Genomic DNA, 18640 nt, shown 5'->3' on the forward strand with positions numbered 1-18640 from the left:
TATGTTTAAGAAAGAATTTAAAATAGCTGATACATGGGTAGGGCACGATCACCCTTGTTATATCATCGCTGAAATGTCAGCTAACCATGGTCAATGTTTAAATAAAGCTAAAGAGTTAGTTCATGCCGCTCATGAAGCCGGTGCTGATGCGATTAAGCTACAAACTTACACCGCAGATACTTTAACCATGGATTGTAAACTTCCACACTTTGAAGCGACGGGTCCATGGCAAGGTCAATACTTACATGATTTATACAAGACAGCTTATATGCCTTGGGATTTTCATGCGGAACTGTTTGAACTATCAGCAAAACTTGGACTTACTTGTTTTTCATCACCATTCGATAAATCGGCAGTCGATTTATTAGCACAATTAGATGCTCCAGCCTATAAAATTGCTTCACCTGAACTAATTGACCACCAATTAATTCGTGATGTTGCCGCTACTGGTAAACCCGTAATTATGTCTACAGGTGGTGCGACGTTAGTTGAAATTGCTGAGGCGGTAAAAGTCGCAGAAGATGCGGGTGTTACTGAACTTGCATTGATGAAGTGTACAAGCACTTATCCTGCTCCTGCAGAGACTATTAATTTGCGAACTATCCCTCATATGCAACAGGCTTTTGAATGTCCGGTTGGTTTATCTGATCACACACTGGGAAATGATGTGCCTCTGGCTTCAGTTGCCGTCGGTGCATGCATGATAGAAAAGCACTTTGTATTAGACAAAACAGACAATACTGCAGATAGCTTTTTTTCAATGACGCCACCTGAGCTTCAGGCTCTTGTTCATGGTGTGAGACAAATTGAAAAAGCACTGGGCAAAGTTGATTACCCATCCGTTGCTTCAAAAGCACGTCGCTGTGTTTACATTATCAAAGATATTAAAGCTGGAGAGCAGCTGAGCCCTGAGCATTTAAGACAAATGCGCCCTGGGGGCGGCGAAATTATGCCAAAAGAGCTGCCAAGCCTTATTGGGCGAACAGTTAATAAAGAATTACGCTGTGGCACTCAATTGTCTTGGAGTGATCTAAAGTGAGCGATATGAAACAAGACTTAATCCATTCGGTTCAGCAATTTTTATTAGAACGCGGCGTATTTGTTGAAGATGCTGACATTGCTGAATATGACTTTGTAGCTGCAGGGGCGTTAGACTCATTTGAAATACTGAGCCTTATAATGAGCTTAGAAACCGAATATGGTATTGCTGTTCCTCCAGAGTTAATGGTCGACAGTGAAAATGCAAAAGTAGGAAATTTAGCGACTGCGTTAGTGAAGTTAAATGATAGCAATTAGAGTCGATACACTATGTGGCTTGGGTCACTTTATGCGTTGTAAATGGCTCGCGTTAGAGTTGCAATGTTTAGGTGAAGAAGTTGTTTTTTTAGTCGATACACAATTGTCGCATCATTTAACTAAAGAACTCGGGAATATACATTTATTACCCTATGCAAAAACACAGATAGAAGATGCGGCTAACTGTGTTCAGCTTTTCAACGAGCAACAGCTCATTATTGATACATTAATTATTGATAGCTATCGTTTTGATATTGAATGGGAATCAAAGATGGCTAAACATGTGCCATCGATTATTGCGGTTGATGATCTTGAAAGAGAGCATCTAGCAGAGCTGGTTATCGATAGTAAATGGAATGCTGAAAAGACTTCGTCACGTTATCAAAGTACTGCACTTGAATCACAACACTTTTTACTTGGTCCTGATTTTTCGATGCTGTCTAGGGCTTATCGAAACTGCGTGCAAACAGATCGCACAAATAAAGAGCTTATGTTTTCTCTCGGCGGTGGTGGCGATTGGAAAGAGCTTACTGAAATCATACGATTAATTCTTGAAATAGCGCCAGAGTATAAAGTTAATCTAATTATAGGCCCTAATGCTACATCCGTTACTCAGCTACATGAGTTAGCTTTAGGTCACTCGCAATTAAATTTAATTGAAGCACCTAGTTGTTTAGCAAACTACTATAAAAGCTGCACCTTGTTTGTTGGCGCTTTAGGCACGTCCTTGTATGAGCTGGCTGCGACTAAAACCCCTGCGTTAACGTTCTCAATCGCAAAGAATCAAGAAAATCAACAAGCTGCATTAGATGATTTTGGGCATTATTTTCATATCGCAAACTTAATTGACTATCCGCCAGAACAGGTTTTAAAGTTAATTTTAGCAATGCTACAAAATATAGAACGTATCCACCTAATGCGTGAAAACGTTGCTGTAAAAATTGATGGCGAAGGCGCAAGTCGTGTTGCTAAGTTAATTACTTCAGAGCTTGCTTCTAGCCAGATTACTCAAGCCAATAGCAACTTAATTGAAAGCCAGTATCAATATTTAACCGACACAATCACGTTAAGGCGAGTGGTTGATCAGGACATAAACCGCTATTTGGCAGCGAGAAACTTACCGAACAATGCTTGGCGAATGACGATCACAAAAGATATCGACCAACTTGATCATTATTGCTGGTGGTTTGCTAATCGTCGCGATTCTTATGTTATGGAAGTTAAAGGTAAGCCGCTACTTTACGTTTGGCATCAATTGTATGAAATAGAACAGCAAAATTATTTAATTGGTGGCTGGTTTGCAGCAAGTGACGATGTTAATTTTGCCCATGCTCAACTAGTATTAGATTGGCAACTAAAAGAGACTGAGCAAACATACCCAGATGCAATATGGGTAGCCGTTATTAATAAAGAAAATAAGTTTGTAAATTTGCTTAATCAGCGAGCAGGATTTAAATCTATTGCAGGGGATGCGAAAAAAATGGCAGTGACCCAACATTTATTTCCAAATGCTTCGATTGATGATTTTAATTTTGTAGGAAAAGGGTGAGTAGGTGGATAAAGGTATTTATGAGTTATTTGCTACGAATGTCGCTAACACTCCCACTAAGGTAGCTGTCGTTTTTCAACAGCAAAGCGTAACGTATGATGAATTAAATCAGCAAGTTATTAAGCTTACTAGCCACTTTTTAAAACAAGGTGTTACGCAAGGCCAACGTGTTGCAATATTTGCACCTAACGGTATTGAATTTATTGTTTCGCTGCTGGCAATCGCTAAATTAGGTTTAGCCGCTGTGCCGTTACCTGTTAGCTTAAAAGGACTTGCTCTGACGGTTGCTCTTAAGAAAACCCCCGTTGCTAAGGTGATTGCTTGGCCGACCATTAGCAAATCACTTCTTGCAGATAACCTTATTGAAGCTGAAAATTTAATAACATTAGGCCAAAGTGTTGCTAATGAAACAAATTGGCTTTGTGTTCAACAAGCTGAAGCAGAATGCTTTTTTACTGATGCAATTGATACGCAAGCACCTTACATCTTGACCATGACTTCTGGTTCTACCGGTCAACCTAAGCCAATAGTGTTGAGCCAAGCATGTAAAGTAAATAGAGCATTTGATGCGACCATAAACTACTACGGATTAACGTCCGATGACGTTATTCTCGTAGCGACTCCTATGTACCACTCGCTAGCTCAGCGTGGTGTGCTCATGCCGTTGATGCTTGGTGCAACAACGGTTGTATTACCAAAGTTTAATTTGAAGCTATGGCTACAAGCAATTGAACTGCACCAAGTGAGTTTTCTATTTGCCGTTTCATCTCAATTAGTAAGCTTAATTCAAAACGGTGTTGAAGGGCATGACTTGAGCTCTTTACGCTGCCTAGTATCCTCTTCGGCGGTATTAGATAAAGAGAGTAAACAAAGCTTACTTTCTTTGCTTAGTTGCCGTTTACACGAGTGTTACGGAGCTTCAGAGGTTGGTGTTGTGACTGATTTCGCGGTATCAGAACACCCTGAATTGAGCGGCAGTGTAGGCAATGCTTTACCATTTGTGACTGTGAAAATTACCGATGAGCATGGCCAAGAATTAGCTGCAACTGAAGTTGGAGAAATTTGTTGTAAAACAACAACCGGGTTTAGTGGGTATCATAAATTACCGGAAAAAACGCGAGAAGCTTATTATCTTGGTGATTTTTTCAAAACCGGAGATTTAGGTTACCTCGATGAGCAAGGCTATTTATATTATGTCGGCCGTAAAAAAGAGTTGATCTCAAGTGGGGGGATCAATGTATACCCTCAAGATATTGAAGCCGTGATAAAAATGCATCCAGACATTGAAGATTGCGTGGCTTTTTCAATTCCAGACTCTCAGTTTGGTGAGGTAATAAAAGTTGTTTATACGACGCTATCGGCCTCAGTAAATGAAACAGAATTAAAGAAACTGTGTTTACAGCAATTAACCGATTATCAACAGCCTAGAGTGTTAGAGCAGATTGATAGTTTTGAAAGAAGTAGTTTAGGCAAAATTCTTCGTCAGAATGTAAAAGAAAGATATAGCTAGAGTTGTATTAACTTTAGCTATACCTCATAGTCCAATACTTAAAGAGGTGTTAATTTTATAAACCTCATTAGACATGGACGCCTTTCTGATAGTAATAGAGCTCTATTGTCATCAGTAAAGTGGCGTAGTTCAGGGTAATTAAAGCAACTTCTATCAACCGGTTTTAATGGTTCAATTTTAAAATGTTTTGCTGCATTCATAAGCAGAGTGCGATATTTATTTATAAAATCATCTGCCCAGTTATGTATTTCAATAATGATGGTGCAATTTTTCAGTACAGCTAGGACTTCAGTAGTTAGTAATTCGAACTCAAAACCTTCGATATCTATTAACACTAGCGCGTTTTGAACATCTTCTTCAGATAGTTTTTCAAGACTCTGTAGATTTGCCTCACCGTAGATTGTTAAGCTTCCCAAAGAACCATTATTTATCCAATTTTGATGAATTACTTCCTGGCCCTTTAGGCTTTGCTCGAAGCATATAGCGTTGTTTATTTTTTTCGAATTTAGAATACCGCACGCATAATAGCCATCAGCAGCACCTATATCTATGAAGTTAGAATACTCATCTTGTTTGATATTAGAAATGATATCGAGTATTTCTTTCTCATATAGCCCAAGTAACATTGAGCCAAGATCTAATTTACCCCACCAAGTGTCCTTATTTAACTTGAGCCCTTTAAATGGACCATAAGAAACTTGGCCTTTCAATAGATCGTAACATTCTAAAGAAATCCGTTCCTGCCTCTGCTGGACGGTTTCGTTTCTCCACACAGTTAAATTCTCGTTATTAACTTTCGAGGCAGTTTCAATAATTGGTTGATAGTATTCCAATTCTGAATTTATGAGCTTAGTTATATCCATAATAATCCTCAATGGTCGAAAGTCTCATTTTGATACTCAGACCATTTCAAAATTTGTTACTTAAAGTTTATTTTATGAGTTCTTCCCAGCTTCTACTTTCATTCGATTTTTTCGCTGCTTTAAATAAGTTCAAGCCGTCTTTTGCTTGCTCTAAGCCAAATACATAGTCATTTTTTTTGTCTGTACCAGCTAAGTAACAGCAAAGTTCTTCGTAAATATCTGTATATAAATTAGAAAAGGCTTCAACAAATCCTGTTGGGTGACCTGGCTTCATTCGGTTATATCTAAATTGGTTAGCATACTCACACTGTCCGGCTCTATCTAAGATTTCTCTGCGACCGTCATTGTAGTTTAACTCTAATTCATCAGGGTTTAGTTGGAACCAACGCGCGCTTCCTTTATCACCGTATATTCTGATTTGAAGTCCATTGCGGTGGCCAATAGCCGTTTTTGACATCCACATACTACCCTTGATGTTATTTGGGTAGTTCAGCAACATATTTACATCATCAATTAAATTTGGGTATTGAGAATGGTTAGTAAACTGTGCGATTGTTTCCGTTGGCTCCATTTCAAGTAAGTATGTTGATAAGTGGTGTAAATGCACCCCTAAATCCAAGCAAATGGTTGGCACTTCAAAATCTTTTAATCGCCACGCTTGTGGCATCGATGGTTTACCTGCAATATCTGGCGGCCTTCTGAACCCCTCTTGAGGCATTTCAAGGTGAATTTTTTGGATAGTGCCAAGTGCACCTTGCTTTACTAGGTGTTTCAACTCTCTGACCATCGCATAGCCACTGTAGTTGTATGTAACAGCTAGAAAGTGTTTATTTTTATCGTAGCAGGCTTCAATTTCAGCGACTTCAGCAGGGCCGGTAACAAGTGCTTTTTCGCAAATAATCGGTAAATTCGCCTTTAGAAGCGTGGTTATTACCTCAATATGATGGGGTGTTGGTGTCAGTATAACAAATGCATCAACATGGTTTTTCTCTTGCTCTATAAGCTCTTGCCAATCGTTGTATAAATGCTTTTCTGAAACTCCCCATCTCTGCGCTGTTGCACTATTTTCATCGGGGTTTCTTGAAAAGGCACCTGCAACTACTGCAAACTTGTTATCGAGTTGACTTGCGGCGAAGTGAACATAGCCTACAGCTGAGTTATTGCCACCGCCAATAAAGGCAAGTTTTAATTGTTTATTATTGTCATTCATATATATCTGCCTTTTTTGATCATAGCCATTTATCGGCAATCAATCATTTTTCTAAACTATTTATAGTTGCCAATTTGCTGGATTGGTGAGTCTTGGATCATTAACCGTCATTTCTTTGAGCACGTCGTGAGAGATTTTGATGCTGCTTTGATAGGCCTCTAAAATTTGCTCTAACTCGGACTCTGAGTTCACACCGACAACTATTTTATCTATTTCATCTTCTTTTAAAGCATATGCAAGGCTGAGTGTTAGTGCCGATACACCAAGATGCAGCGCTAACTGATGAAATGATTCTAAATTTTGCTTCCAAGGTTTAAAGTAACTAGCTAACTCATTGATGGGCATTAATAACAAGCCTTGTAAAAAACAAGATCTAGCGTGCACTTGAGTGTTGTTTTTACTTAGTAATGAAAGAGCGCCAGTGTCTTTAAAGTAGGTATCAAATGCATTGTAAGGTATTTGCACAAGGTTAATTTCGCTCAACTGTGTGAAGCTATCCACCTCTGCACCTGAATACAAAGAAACCCCTTTACTCGCTAATTGATTTTCTAATTGTCGTTGTTTTAAACACGCTAAAACGGGCGCTACACCTTGTTTCTCAATGTCGCTTGCTTGGTGAAATAGGATTGCATTTAGTTTTTGAGTTTTAAAATCTGAAAAACATTGCTCAATTAATGCAATGTAATTATCTGCATCCTGATTAGAAAATTGCTCTTTTTGTAGAGGAGGTAACTTAGTAACTATGTTAAAGCGGTCATTAATCGAAGGATAGGATGCCAACACTTGGTGACTCTCGCCGTAACCAAGTGCGGTATCTAATGTTGTAATGCCTGCGTCTTTTGCAATATCTAAAATGGCATGAGCCTTGGCAATGCTTGGTTGACCAAGCTTATTACTGACACCGTAATTCAAGCCAAATTGCACTGTACCTAGAGCAAGCTTCATACTAAACCAATCAATGTATCGATAACGAATTGCTGCTCATCTGCTGTCATAGTTGGGTGCAGAGGAATAGTAACAGCCTGTTTATAGTAGCTTTCTGCATTAGGGAAATCACCGTCCGAAAAGCCTAAAGCTTGATAATAAGGCTGTAAATGGATCGGTATATAATGCAAGTGAGCAATAATTCCTTGTTCGCGCATGCCTGTGATGACCGACTTATGTTTTTCTACATCACACTGTGTTAAACGAACAATATATAAATGGTAGCTAGAGTAACACTCATCCGATTGTGTCAAATGAGCTACCGTTGAATTTGCAAACGCATGGTTATATGTTGTTGCAATGTCGTTTCGCACTGATACAAAGTTGTCTAGCTGCTTTAATTGACTCAGTCCTAAAGCGGCTTGCATATCCGTCATTCTATAATTAAAACCAAGCGCTAGCTGTTGATAATACCAAGGGCCGTGACTTGGCTCGGTCATTTCTTCAGAAATATTAGTAATACCATGGCTTCGCAAGCGGCTCATTTTTTTGTTGAGCTCAGCGCAGTTGGTAACTGCCATACCCCCTTCAGCAGATGTGATTATCTTGACTGGATGAAAGCTAAACACAGTAATATCTGAATAAACACAGCTGCCAACTGGCTTGTCTTTATACTTTGCGCCAATAGCATGCGAGGCATCTTCAATAACCTTAAAACCATACTCTTTGGCAAGTGCATTGATTGCAGCCATATTGCATGACTGACCAGCTAAATGAACAGGGATCACGACTTTAGGGAGTCGCTGGTTTTGTTTGGCTAATGTTAGTTTTTCTTTAAGTGCTGCAACAGACATGTTGCCTGTTTCAAGGTCGATATCAACAAAGTCGACCTCTGCGCCACAATACAGCGCACAGTTACTCGATGCGACAAAGGAGATTGGCGATGTCCATACAATGTCACCTTTACCTACGCCTAAAGCAAGGCAAGCAATATGTAACGCTGAAGTCGCACTGTTAGTGGCACAGGCATAGTGGGCACCACAATATTCTGCAATGGCACTTTCAAATGCAGGAACCGCAGGTCCCTGCGTTAGCCAGTCAGACTTTAATACATCAATTACGGCATTGATGTCATCCTGTGAAATACTTTGTTTGCCGTAAGGAATTACCTTATTCGTCATAATGAAGTATTACAGTAACGCTTGGACGTTGAAGTTTTTAATTTCTTCAATGCTCATATAATCTGGGTTATCGAGAGAGTTATACTCGAAACCTTGAGCAACTTGCTCGCCTTTTTCACCCAGTGCATTCACAGTAAAATCATTGCTACGACTACTGAATTTTATGCCCGGAGCGATTACAAAATGATCGCTATATTCGTACGTTTCAAAGCATAAGTCGGCAGGACACATCACTTCGTGTAACTTTTCACCTGGGCGAATACCAATTATTTTAATTGGTAAGTCAGGTGCCATGGCTTTGGCAAGATCAGTAATGCGAATTGAAGGGATCTTCGGTACGAAAATCTCACCACCTAACATACGCTCAAAGTTAGTTAGAACAAAATCAACACCTTGTTGCAGGCTAATCCAGAAGCGAGTCATTTCTTCATGAGTAATTGGTATATGGTCGCGGCCTTGGTCGATAAACTTTTGGAAAATAGGCACAACAGAGCCACGCGAACACACTACGTTACCGTATCTTACGACAGCAAAGGTTGTTTTATGACCGCCAGCAATATTATTAGCAGCAACAAATAACTTGTCTGATGCAAGTTTAGTCGCACCATATAAATTGATTGGGTTCGCGGCTTTATCAGTTGACAGTGCAATGACTTTTTCTACGTTATTATCAAGGGCAGCATCAATGACGTTTTCAGCACCATTAATATTGGTTTTGATACATTCCATTGGGTTGTATTCAGCGGCAGGTACCTGTTTTAATGCTGCTGCGTGAATCACATAGTTAACGCCACGCATAGCTCGACGAAGTCTTTCTTTATCACGAACATCGCCAATGAAGTATCGCATACACGGTTGGTCAAACTCTTGCTGCATTTCAAACTGTTTTAGTTCGTCCCGTGAGAAGATAATAATCTTCTTAGGTTTATAACGTTCTAGTAGCGTTTTGACGTATTTTTTACCGAATGAACCGGTACCACCGGTAATTAAAATTGTTTTATTGTCGAACATAGCGTTACCCGAGTTATTTTTCATTGGCGTTTGATACGCAAAGTGAGAATTTTGACACAATTCTCAGTAATTTAACTATTAACTAATACACTAGCAAGTCAGATGCCAAGTTAATTTATCTAAACCATGGTACAAAGTACAAAATTTGGCAAATTAAGCTATAATTTAAGCAATCGGTTTGTCGGAGGCCGCCATGAAAATTCAATCACCCAATACTGGGTTTTTAAACCAAACTCAGCAAACGAGTAATAAGCTTGCTGAGCAACTAGCGTCAGGAAAAAAAGTAAACTCAGCGGCAGATGATGCCGCTGCATTGCAAATTATTGATAGATTAACATCGCAACAAGATGGCTACAGCCAAGCAATTAACAATGCGTACGATGGCATTTCTTACTCGCAAGTAACAGAGTCAAATCTATCTGGTGTGAATGATGCTGTTTCTCGCATACGAGAGCTGTCTATTCAAGCGGGAAATGGTGCGCTCACAGACAGTGATAGGGCAGCACTTCAAGAAGAAGTGTCGCAATTACAAACGCAAATTTCAGAAACGTTTGAAAATGCGACATTCGGTGGTAAACCTTTATTTGATGGTGAGCAAGTGTCGTTTCAAGTTGGTCCTGATGCTAACACCACACAATCAGTGACGCCATCTGATGGTAGTATTGCTTCAGTTATTGCGGGAATCGATATTTCAACCCAAGCAGGTGCTCAAGCTGCCATTGATATTAGCGACCAAGCAGCAGAGGAAATTAACACCCAAAGAGCTGAGCTAGGCGCTTTTCAAAACACCTTGACGAGTACGATAAAAGGTTTAGGTAACCAGCGAGAGAACATTGCTGCGAGCCAAAGCCGAATAGAAGATACTGACTATGCAAAAGCCGTGTCTGATCAAGTAGCTAATGATATTTTATCGCAAGCATCGGTTGCCTTACGTGGTCAGGCTAATCGTTCAGCCGAGTCTATATTAGGTTTACTTTAATTCTTTAGTATTAAATTTTAGTGCTAAGTGACTATTTTTTGGCGTTGATGTCAATAAATTGCCGCTTAGCGCTTGCATCCCTCCTAAACTCGCTTACAATTTAGAAATTAACTAACCTCGTGGTAACTGTGGTTCGCCAATAATGATCTTAATTTTAGACAATAATAATAATCGTGCGATAGGTTTACATGCAGCACTTACCTTCATTGGTGAAACTGCACAATTAGTTGATGAGACTTCATTACAGTCTTTTTGTGAAAAACATCAACAGCAAGAATGCATGGTCATTCTTGGTGCTTTACAGCAGCTAAACCACGAGGCTGTGATCAAACAGTTTCCTGCCATTCCGTTTTTATTAATTGGTGAAACACTCAAACCGCTGCTAAGCATTGCTAATGTAGTTGGTTTAATTTGTGAACCGTTTAACCATGATGTAACTACTCAGCTATTGCATGATTGTCAGCAATATCAACGCATGCTACCGGGTGACCATAAACAAGCGAAATCTAACAAATCATTTGATGGTTTAGTCGGTGAAACCGAAGCTGTAAAAGATGTGCGCTTTTTAATTGAGCAAGTAGCAAAAACCGATGCCAATGTGCTGATCTTAGGTGAGTCAGGCACAGGTAAAGAAGTTGTTGCACGTAACGTTCATTTACTCTCTAAACGCAATACAGGGCCATTTGTGCCGGTAAACTGTGGTGCTATTCCTGGTGAACTACTTGAAAGTGAGCTGTTCGGCCATGAAAAGGGGGCCTTTACGGGCGCTATTTCTGCACGCAAAGGGCGCTTTGAATTAGCGCAAGGCGGCACGCTGTTTCTAGATGAAATAGGTGATATGCCTTTGCAAATGCAGGTTAAACTACTACGTGTGTTGCAAGAGCGTAGCTATGAGCGAGTAGGGGGTACTAAGCCTATTCAAGCTGATGTACGCATTATTGCTGCAACTCACCGCAACCTTGAAGAGATGATTGAAAAGGGCGACTTCCGTGAAGACCTTTTTTATCGCTTAAACGTGTTTCCAATTGAAAACCCTTCGCTAAGTGAGCGTGCTGACGACATTCCTCTGCTTTTAAAAGAGTTAATGCGTCGTGTGAACGAGCAAAGTGGCACAACGGCCAAATTTACTGAGCGTGCGATTCAAAGCTTAAAAGAGCATGCGTGGCCGGGGAATATTCGTGAGCTTGCTAACTTAGTTGAGCGCATGGTGATCATGTTCCCTGATAAAGTAGTTGATGTGCCAGATTTACCAGCTAAATATCGTTATATCGAAGTTGAGGCTTATGAGCCTGAGTACCCTGAAGAGTTGATGGAGCGAGATGCTTTCAACGATATTTTCAGTACCGGCTTTAGTGATTACGATGAGGAAGAGCTTGATACCCCAGCTACAACGGTAGACTCGGGTTTATTACCTGATGAAGGGATTGAGCTGAAAGAGTATCTTGCTGAGCTTGAAATCAGCTTAATCAGCCAAGCATTAGAGCGCTACGATTATGTTGTTGCACGTGCTGCAGAAATTTTAGGTGTAAGACGCACCACACTGGTCGAAAAAATGAAGAAATACAACCTAACGCGCGACTAAGCCGCGTTAGGTGTCTTGCTCGGTTTTATCTATTCGTATTCACTGATTATCTCAGCTTTTCTAAAGCAATCATTGCTATGGTCATTGACCATACCACAGGCTTGCATATGCGCATACACAGTCGTTGGGCCTAAAAATTTAAAGCCACGCTTTTTCAAATCTTTGGCAAATGCTGTTGAGGCTTCAGTAATAGCCGGATAGTCCGCTAATTTATCGAGGTCGTTTACCAGTGGCTTGCCACCCACAAACTGCCATTGGTAGTTTGAGAAACTGCCAAACTCCTTTTGAATTTCAATAAAACGCTGCGCGTTATTGATAGTGGCAGCGATTTTAGCGCGATTACGAATAATGCCTTCAAACTGCATTAACCGTTCGACGTCGTCTTCGGTCATTTTGGCAACTTCTTCAACAACAAAGTTTTTGAAGGCACTTCGATAGCCATCACGCTTTTTAAGTATGGTATACCAACTCAGTCCCGCTTGTGCTGACTCTAAGGTTATAAACTCAAATAAGCGGTGATCATCATATAATGGCACCCCCCATTCTTGGTCATGATAGGCCACATAATCTTCTTTGCTGGTATCGAGCCATGGGCAACGACAATGGTGTTCTTTTTGCATTATTCCCTCGCGATTGTCATTTTTTTGTCAGTGTTGTTTTTGTCTTTAATCTATTGAAATAAAACAAAAATAAATTTGGTACGGATTGTGCATTTGACTAGGTAGACACGATTTTTTGAGTATCGATTATGGCCTTAGCAAATGTCCTAAAACCACAATTTATCACAGCCAAACAATATAACCCATGCTTACAGCAAGAAGAGTATGTGGGTGAATTGAGTGAGCTGCGCCAACAAGCCAGTTGGTTAGGCCACTTGGTTGATACCATGCCTGCGGGTGTGGTGGTTTTAGATGGCCGAGGCATGATCGCAAAAGCCAATCAAATTGCCATTGATATGCTAGGTGAGCCGCTTGAAGGTGAAAAGTGGTTTAGCGTTATTCAACGTTCATTTCGACCAAAGCAAGACGATGGACATGAAGTATCACTTAAAGATGGTCGATTAATTAAGCTTGATATTACTGCGCTTGCTCCAGAGCCTGGGCAGTTAATTCTAATGACAGATTTAACTGAAACCAGACGCTTACAAAAGCGAGTTGCACATATGCAGCGCTTAAGTGCGCTTGGCAAAATGGTTGCTTCGCTTGCTCATCAGGTCAGAACACCGTTATCAGCTGCCATGCTTTATGCCGCAAATTTAGGCTCAAAGCGATTGCCAGAAAGCTCGCGTGGTAACTTTCATACAAAATTAATGTCGCGTTTAAAAGATTTAGAAACCCAAGTGAACGATATGCTGTTATTTGCCAAAAGTGGTGAGCAACAAGTAGTCGAAAGCGTTTCAATGCAACAGTTACTTAATGAAGTAAAAGCCGGTGCTGATGCGATGGTTGCGCAAAATAACAGTGAACTAAGCGTGAACTTACCAGAGCCAGATATTGAAATTGTGGGTAATAAAACAGCTCTGGCGAGTGCTATTCAAAACCTGATCCACAACAGTATTCAAATTATTGGCTCTGAGGCTGTGGTAACCCTGAGTGCTGAACGTGACGAAACTAGCGAAAACTGTGTTCGCATCAGTGTCAGTGATAATGGCCCAGGTGTTGATTTACGCCATGCCAACAAATTATTCGAACCTTTTTATACTACCAAAAGCCAAGGCACGGGGCTTGGACTTGCTGTTGTAAGTTCAGTCGCCAATGCGCACCAAGGACGGGTTGAAGTAACTAATAATGCTCATGGGGGAGCATGTTTTAGTTTGATCTTGCCAATAAGTGCAGAACCAATGTCAGCGGAGGCAAAATGAATACTAACTCTATTTTAGTCGTTGAAGACGACGCAGGCTTACGAGAAGCACTGATCGATACCCTTGAAATGTCGGGTATTGATTGCGTTGCTGCAGATAGCGCTGAACAAGCGATGATCTTACTTAAGCAAAATAGCTATTCATTGGTTGTTAGCGACGTGCAAATGGGCGCAATGAGCGGCCTTGACCTGTTACGAAGCATTAAACTTAATTATCCTGAGCTGCCAGTATTAATGATGACAGCCTATGCCACCATTGATGATGCTGTAGAGGCAATGCGTTTAGGCGCGATTGATTACATGGCAAAACCGTTTGCCCCAGAAGTGCTTCTTAACATGGTGAGTCGTTATTTGCCTGAAAAGGAAAAAGAAACCGATGGCCCAATTGTTGCCGATCCATCGAGCATTAAGTTATTAGAACTTGCCAGTAAAGTAGCGCGCTCAGATGCCAGTGTTATGGTGCTTGGCCCAAGTGGGTCAGGTAAAGAAGTGTTGGCTCGTTTTATCCACGATAAATCAAACCGTAGCGATGCCCCCTTTGTGGCTATTAACTGTGCTGCTATTCCTGAAAATATGCTTGAAGCAACTTTATTCGGTTACGAAAAAGGGGCGTTTACTGGCGCTATTCAAGCCTGTCCTGGTAAATTTGAGCAAGCTCAAGGTGGTACCATCTTACTTGATGAAATTACGGAGATGGATTTAGGCTTACAAGCTAAATTACTGCGTGTACTGCAAGAGCGCGAAGTAGAACGTTTAGGTGGCCGTAAAACCATAGAGCTTGATGTACGCGTACTGGCTACAAGTAACCGCGACTTAAAAGAAGCGGTGAGCGAGAATCTGTTCAGAGAAGATTTATATTATCGCTTAAATGTGTTCCCGCTAATGTGGAAACCATTAGCAGAGCGTCCGGGTGATATTATTGTATTGGCCGAGCATTTAATTGAGCGCCATTGCCTGAAAAGTAAAGAGCCTATTGCGCTATTAACCGAAGGAGCTAAGCAAAAGCTGCTAGCGCATGCTTGGCCGGGTAATGTGCGCGAGCTTGATAATGTTATTCAACGTGCGTTGATATTATGTGATGGTAACAGTATTCATCAAGATGATGTCTTTATTGAAGAATTACTCACGGTGGATATAAAACCAGTCGCTACGCCACCACACAATGCACCGGCTTATCAAGAACAGCCTGTTGACGTTAATCTAGATACTGTGCCACAAATGAGTGAGCAGGGTAACTACAAAGACGAGCTTAAAGACAAAGAGCATCGTATTATTTTAGAAACCTTAGCGCGCTGTAATGGTAAGCGTAAAGAGGTTGCAGAAACCTTAGGTATTAGTCCGCGCACGTTACGTTATAAATTGGCGCAAATGCGTGACTTGGGTATTGCCTTACCTGCATAAACTCCCACCAAAAAGTTAGTTAAGCAAGCTCACATTTTTGTGAGCTTGTTTGCTGTCAAAACTCTGACAAACAAAATAAACACGTTAAATCATTGATATATAATAATTTATTTTGTGGCATGATTTGTGCTTTATCAGTGCATAAGTAAACTGCATTGTCAGAGAGTATTATGAAAGTTCAAAACAGCGCATTATTTCAAGAAATGCAATCTATGGCCTTAGAAGCAGGTCGTAGTAACTCAATTAATAATTTACCAACACAAACTCAGCCAACATCATCGGCACAGTTTGGTGATTTACTTACCAATGCACTTGATACAGTGAATGGCTTACAACAAGAAGCAAAACAAAAAGTAACGGCAATGGAAATGGGCGACCGCAGTGTTTCTCTTGCTGACGTTATGATTGCTTCGCAAAAGTCATCAGTCGCTTTTGAAGCAACGGTACAGGTTCGAAATAAGCTTGTTGAAGCTTATAAAGAAATCATGAACATGCCTGTTTAACTAGGTAGTGGAGAATTATTGTGGCGCAATCTAATCAATCAACTGATCTAGCCTTAGCCGGCGGTGGTATCGATTCAAACGATACCGATGATCATCAAGAGCAAAAGTCAGGCTACTTAAGTGCCTTAAACGGTGTAGACGTTTTACGCCAGGTTACTTTAGTGATTGCTTTGGCAATCTGTTTGGCTATCGCAATTTTTATTATTATTTGGGCTCGTCAGCCAGATATGCGTCCGCTTGGTAAAATGCCAACGGAAGAGCTTATTCAAACGCTGGACTTTTTAGACGCTCAAAAGATTGATTACGAACTTGATGGTAATGTCATCTCTGTTGAAGAAGGTGAATACCAAAACATTAAATTATTGATGGCTCGTGAAGGCCTTGAGCAAGCGCCAAGCTCAGGTACTGACATCATCATGCAAGATATGGGTTTTGGTGTAAGCCAACGCCTTGAACGTGAACGTTTAAAACATGGTCGTGAGCAACAGCTTGCGCGTACCATCGAAGAGCTAAAAAATGTTACTCGCGCCAAAGTACTTTTAGCTATTCCAAAAGAAAACGTCTTTGCTCGCCGTGAAAAGCAACCTTCAGCAACTGTTGTATTGACCTTAAAACGTGGTCGTACACTTGATGGTGAAGAAATTGACTCAGTGGTTGATATTGTTGCATCAGCGGTGCAAGGCCTATCGCCAGAGCGCGTTACTGTGACTGATCAAAATGGTCGCTTACTTAACTCAGGTTCACAAAATTCACTTGCTGCTCGCTCTCGCAAAGAGTATGAAATTGAGCGTAAACGTGAAGAAGAATACTTAAATAAAATCGACAGCATCCTTATTCCTGTTGTGGGCTTAGGTAACTATACAGCGCAAGTTGATTTAAATATGGATTTTAGCGCCGTAGAAGAAACACAAAAACGTTATAACCCAGACCTACCTGCTGTGCGCAGTGAAACGACATTCGAAGAAAATAACATTGGTGGTCTTGCTGTGGGTATTCCAGGAGCACTCACAAATCAGCCGCCAGTAAATTCTAATATTCCTGAAATTGCAGGCCAAGGCAGTGCGGGTTCAGCAACAAATCCTAGTCGTTCGCATAAAGAAGCAACACGCAACTACGAGCTAGATACAACAATCTCACATAAACGTCAGCAAACAGGGGTTATTCGTCGCATCAGTGTGTCAGTTGCCGTTGATTATGTACCACAAGTAGGTGAAAACGGTGAAACGACCATGGTTCCTCGCTCTGTTGAAGCATTGTCAAATATCCGTCGTTTACTACAAGGTGGTGTAGGCTTTGACATGCAACGTGGTGATGCACTTGAAGTTGTCACAGTGCCATTTGTTCGCGAAGACACAGAAATGGCAGCCGAAGTGCCGCTTTGGGAACAAGATTGGTTCATGAAGATGCTACGCTTAGCATTAGGTGCACTGGTTATCATCGTACTGATTGTATTCGTAGTAAGACCAATGCTGAAACGTCTAATCTACCCAGACGATACACTTGAAGATTATGATGAAGATGCATTAAGTGCAGGTGTAGATATTGGTGATAGTACGCTAGATATGCTAAATAAAGAATTTGACTCTGCTGCTGTAGGATTCTCAAGTGATGGTACACTACAGCTGCCAGACTTACATGGCGATGAAGATTTACTCAAAGCAGTTCGAGCATTGGTTGCAAATGAACCAGAACTGTCTTCTCAAGTAGTGAAAGCGTGGTTAACAGAAGATGACTGATCAAGAACAAAAACAACTACCACCGGCGTTTGATGTTGATAAATTAGACGGTGTTGATAAGGCGGCAATCTTATTGCTGAGCTTATCAGAAGAAGATGCTGCGCAAATCCTTAAACACTTAGAGCCAAAGCAAGTGCAAAAAGTGGGTATGGCAATGGCTGCGCTAGATGATTTATCGCAAGCGAAAATTAGCGCAGTACATAATTTGTTTATTGAGCAAATTCAAAGCTTCAGTACCATTGGTTTCCAATCTGAAGACTTTATCAAAAAAGCGCTTACTGCAGCTCTTGGTGAAGATAAGGCTGCCAGCCTTATCGACCAAATTGTTATGGGTTCAGGAGCGAAAGGTCTTGATTCATTGAAGTGGATGGACTCAAAACAAGTAGCGAATATTATTCGTAATGAGCACCCGCAGATTCAAACCATTGTTTTATCCTATTTAGAACCTGAGCAATCAGCTGAAATCTTGTCGCAATTCCCAGAAAAAGTGCGCTTAGATTTAACCATGCGTATTGCTAACCTTGAAGAAGTTCAACCTGCAGCATTGCAAGAGCTGAACGAAATCATGGAGAAACAGTTCGCAGGCCAAGCAGGTGCGCAAGCTGCGAAAATGGGCGGCTTAAAAGCGGCTGCTGATATCATGAACTACCTAGATACCAATATCGAAGGTCAGTTAATGGATTCAATCCGTGAACACGATGAAGAAATGTCGCAGCAAATCCAAGACCTTATGTTTGTATTTGAGAACTTAATGGACGTTGAAGACCGTGGTATCCAAGCGATCCTGCGCGAAGTACAGCAAGATGTACTGATGAAAGCAATCAAAGGTACAGATGAAGCCCTGAAAGAGAAAATCTTGGGTAATATGTCGAAACGTGCCGCAGAGCTACTTGCTGATGATTTAGAGGCGATGGGCCCTGTTCGTATTAGTGAAGTAGAAGCAGCACAAAAAGAGATTCTTTCAACGGCACGTCGTTTAGCTGACTCAGGCGAAATTATGCTTGGTGGCGGTGGTGGTGAGGAGTTCCTGTAAAC

General features: G+C 40.9%; 17 protein-coding genes. 11 read left to right on the plus strand and 6 right to left on the minus strand.

Features of this window, described 5'->3' with window-relative positions; translation table 11 throughout:
- Position 1: 1 nt before the first annotated feature.
- The 4 genes from pseI to C2M25_RS14750 are packed head-to-tail and all read left to right on the plus strand — an operon-like array spanning position 2 to position 4355.
- Complete coding sequence (gene pseI, locus C2M25_RS14735; RefSeq protein WP_105181438.1) at positions 2-1039, plus strand: pseudaminic acid synthase; 1038 nt, start codon at positions 2-4, stop codon at positions 1037-1039.
- Between the two features lie 5 nt (positions 1040-1044).
- On the plus strand, positions 1045-1296 hold the full coding sequence (locus C2M25_RS14740) for a phosphopantetheine-binding protein (RefSeq protein WP_229677543.1): 252 nt from the start codon (positions 1045-1047) through the stop codon (positions 1294-1296).
- Entirely contained in the window at positions 1283-2845 is a 1563-nt protein-coding gene (gene pseG / locus C2M25_RS14745) for a UDP-2,4-diacetamido-2,4,6-trideoxy-beta-L-altropyranose hydrolase (protein WP_105181439.1), read from the plus strand. The genes C2M25_RS14740 and pseG overlap by 14 nt, the downstream gene beginning before the upstream one ends.
- A gap of 4 nt (positions 2846-2849) precedes the next feature.
- On the plus strand, positions 2850-4355 hold the full coding sequence (locus C2M25_RS14750) for a class I adenylate-forming enzyme family protein (protein WP_105181440.1): 1506 nt from the start codon (positions 2850-2852) through the stop codon (positions 4353-4355).
- 38 nt (positions 4356-4393) lie between these two features.
- On the opposite strand, the gene C2M25_RS14755 is transcribed toward C2M25_RS14750, so the two are convergent.
- The 5 genes from C2M25_RS14755 to pseB form a co-directional block, all read right to left on the minus strand.
- Positions 4394-5218, minus strand: coding sequence for a hypothetical protein (locus C2M25_RS14755; protein WP_105181441.1), 825 nt, complete (start codon positions 5216-5218; stop codon positions 4394-4396).
- 67 nt (positions 5219-5285) lie between these two features.
- Complete coding sequence (locus tag C2M25_RS14760; RefSeq protein WP_105181442.1) at positions 5286-6428, minus strand: Gfo/Idh/MocA family protein; 1143 nt, start codon at positions 6426-6428, stop codon at positions 5286-5288.
- Between the two features lie 60 nt (positions 6429-6488).
- Positions 6489-7373 (minus strand): aldo/keto reductase, encoded by an 885-nt coding sequence (locus C2M25_RS14765; protein ID WP_063706567.1) that lies wholly within the window; start codon positions 7371-7373, stop codon positions 6489-6491.
- Positions 7370-8533, minus strand: a complete 1164-nt coding sequence (gene pseC, locus C2M25_RS14770; protein WP_105181443.1) for a UDP-4-amino-4,6-dideoxy-N-acetyl-beta-L-altrosamine transaminase — start codon at positions 8531-8533, stop codon at positions 7370-7372. Before pseC ends, C2M25_RS14765 begins: the two co-directional genes overlap by 4 nt.
- Positions 8534-8542: 9 nt before the next feature.
- Positions 8543-9544, minus strand: coding sequence for a UDP-N-acetylglucosamine 4,6-dehydratase (inverting) (gene pseB / locus C2M25_RS14775; RefSeq protein WP_063707199.1), 1002 nt, complete (start codon positions 9542-9544; stop codon positions 8543-8545).
- A 193-nt stretch (positions 9545-9737) separates the two neighbouring features.
- Between pseB and C2M25_RS14780 the strand changes: the two genes are divergently transcribed.
- Positions 9738-10523: a flagellin N-terminal helical domain-containing protein gene (locus C2M25_RS14780; protein ID WP_105175241.1), complete on the plus strand. Its 786-nt coding sequence runs from the start codon at positions 9738-9740 to the stop codon at positions 10521-10523.
- A 142-nt stretch (positions 10524-10665) separates the two neighbouring features.
- Complete coding sequence (locus C2M25_RS14785; RefSeq protein WP_063706573.1) at positions 10666-12105, plus strand: sigma-54 dependent transcriptional regulator; 1440 nt, start codon at positions 10666-10668, stop codon at positions 12103-12105.
- Between the two features lie 29 nt (positions 12106-12134).
- Here the strand turns inward: C2M25_RS14785 and C2M25_RS14790 are convergent, their stop codons facing one another.
- Positions 12135-12725 carry a DNA-3-methyladenine glycosylase I gene (locus C2M25_RS14790; RefSeq protein WP_063706575.1) on the minus strand — a complete coding sequence of 197 codons (591 nt, stop codon included), beginning with the start codon at positions 12723-12725 and terminating at the stop codon, positions 12135-12137.
- Positions 12726-12853: 128 nt separating this feature from the next.
- On the opposite strand from C2M25_RS14790, the gene C2M25_RS14795 reads away from it, so the two are divergent.
- The 5 genes from C2M25_RS14795 (at position 12854) to fliG (ending at position 18638) form a co-directional block, all read left to right on the plus strand.
- Complete coding sequence (locus C2M25_RS14795) at positions 12854-13966, plus strand: sensor histidine kinase (protein ID WP_105175240.1); 1113 nt, start codon at positions 12854-12856, stop codon at positions 13964-13966.
- A complete protein-coding gene (locus tag C2M25_RS14800; RefSeq protein ID WP_063706579.1) occupies positions 13963-15366 on the plus strand; it encodes a sigma-54-dependent transcriptional regulator in 1404 nt (467 codons plus the stop codon). Before C2M25_RS14795 ends, C2M25_RS14800 begins: the two co-directional genes overlap by 4 nt.
- Positions 15367-15536: 170 nt before the next feature.
- Positions 15537-15869 carry a flagellar hook-basal body complex protein FliE gene (gene fliE / locus C2M25_RS14805; RefSeq protein ID WP_063706581.1) on the plus strand — a complete coding sequence of 111 codons (333 nt, stop codon included), beginning with the start codon at positions 15537-15539 and terminating at the stop codon, positions 15867-15869.
- A 20-nt stretch (positions 15870-15889) separates the two neighbouring features.
- Positions 15890-17605 carry a flagellar basal-body MS-ring/collar protein FliF gene (gene fliF, locus C2M25_RS14810; RefSeq protein ID WP_063706583.1) on the plus strand — a complete coding sequence of 572 codons (1716 nt, stop codon included), beginning with the start codon at positions 15890-15892 and terminating at the stop codon, positions 17603-17605.
- A complete protein-coding gene (fliG, locus tag C2M25_RS14815; RefSeq protein WP_063706585.1) occupies positions 17598-18638 on the plus strand; it encodes a flagellar motor switch protein FliG in 1041 nt (346 codons plus the stop codon). The genes fliF and fliG overlap by 8 nt, the downstream gene beginning before the upstream one ends.
- Positions 18639-18640 lie beyond the last annotated feature (2 nt).

This window comes from Pseudoalteromonas sp. T1lg21 (assembly GCF_002964625.1).
GTDB classification, from domain to species: Bacteria; Pseudomonadota; Gammaproteobacteria; order Enterobacterales; family Alteromonadaceae; genus Pseudoalteromonas; species Pseudoalteromonas gelatinilytica.

Coding starts and splice junctions, on each gene's coding strand:
- pseB (WP_063707199.1), bottom strand. CDS start 9,544: ATGTTCGACAATAAAACAATTTTAATTACCGGTGGTACCGGTTCATTC.
- C2M25_RS14780 (WP_105175241.1), top strand. CDS start 9,738: ATGAAAATTCAATCACCCAATACTGGGTTTTTAAACCAAACTCAGCAA.
- C2M25_RS14790 (WP_063706575.1), bottom strand. CDS start 12,725: ATGCAAAAAGAACACCATTGTCGTTGCCCATGGCTCGATACCAGCAAA.
- C2M25_RS14740 (WP_229677543.1), top strand. CDS start 1,045: ATGAAACAAGACTTAATCCATTCGGTTCAGCAATTTTTATTAGAACGC.
- C2M25_RS14755 (WP_105181441.1), bottom strand. CDS start 5,218: ATGGATATAACTAAGCTCATAAATTCAGAATTGGAATACTATCAACCA.
- pseI (WP_105181438.1), top strand. CDS start 2: ATGTTTAAGAAAGAATTTAAAATAGCTGATACATGGGTAGGGCACGAT.
- pseC (WP_105181443.1), bottom strand. CDS start 8,533: ATGACGAATAAGGTAATTCCTTACGGCAAACAAAGTATTTCACAGGAT.
- fliE (WP_063706581.1), top strand. CDS start 15,537: ATGAAAGTTCAAAACAGCGCATTATTTCAAGAAATGCAATCTATGGCC.
- pseG (WP_105181439.1), top strand. CDS start 1,283: ATGATAGCAATTAGAGTCGATACACTATGTGGCTTGGGTCACTTTATG.
- C2M25_RS14800 (WP_063706579.1), top strand. CDS start 13,963: ATGAATACTAACTCTATTTTAGTCGTTGAAGACGACGCAGGCTTACGA.
- C2M25_RS14765 (WP_063706567.1), bottom strand. CDS start 7,373: ATGAAGCTTGCTCTAGGTACAGTGCAATTTGGCTTGAATTACGGTGTC.
- C2M25_RS14785 (WP_063706573.1), top strand. CDS start 10,666: ATGATCTTAATTTTAGACAATAATAATAATCGTGCGATAGGTTTACAT.
- fliG (WP_063706585.1), top strand. CDS start 17,598: ATGACTGATCAAGAACAAAAACAACTACCACCGGCGTTTGATGTTGAT.
- C2M25_RS14760 (WP_105181442.1), bottom strand. CDS start 6,428: ATGAATGACAATAATAAACAATTAAAACTTGCCTTTATTGGCGGTGGC.
- C2M25_RS14795 (WP_105175240.1), top strand. CDS start 12,854: ATGGCCTTAGCAAATGTCCTAAAACCACAATTTATCACAGCCAAACAA.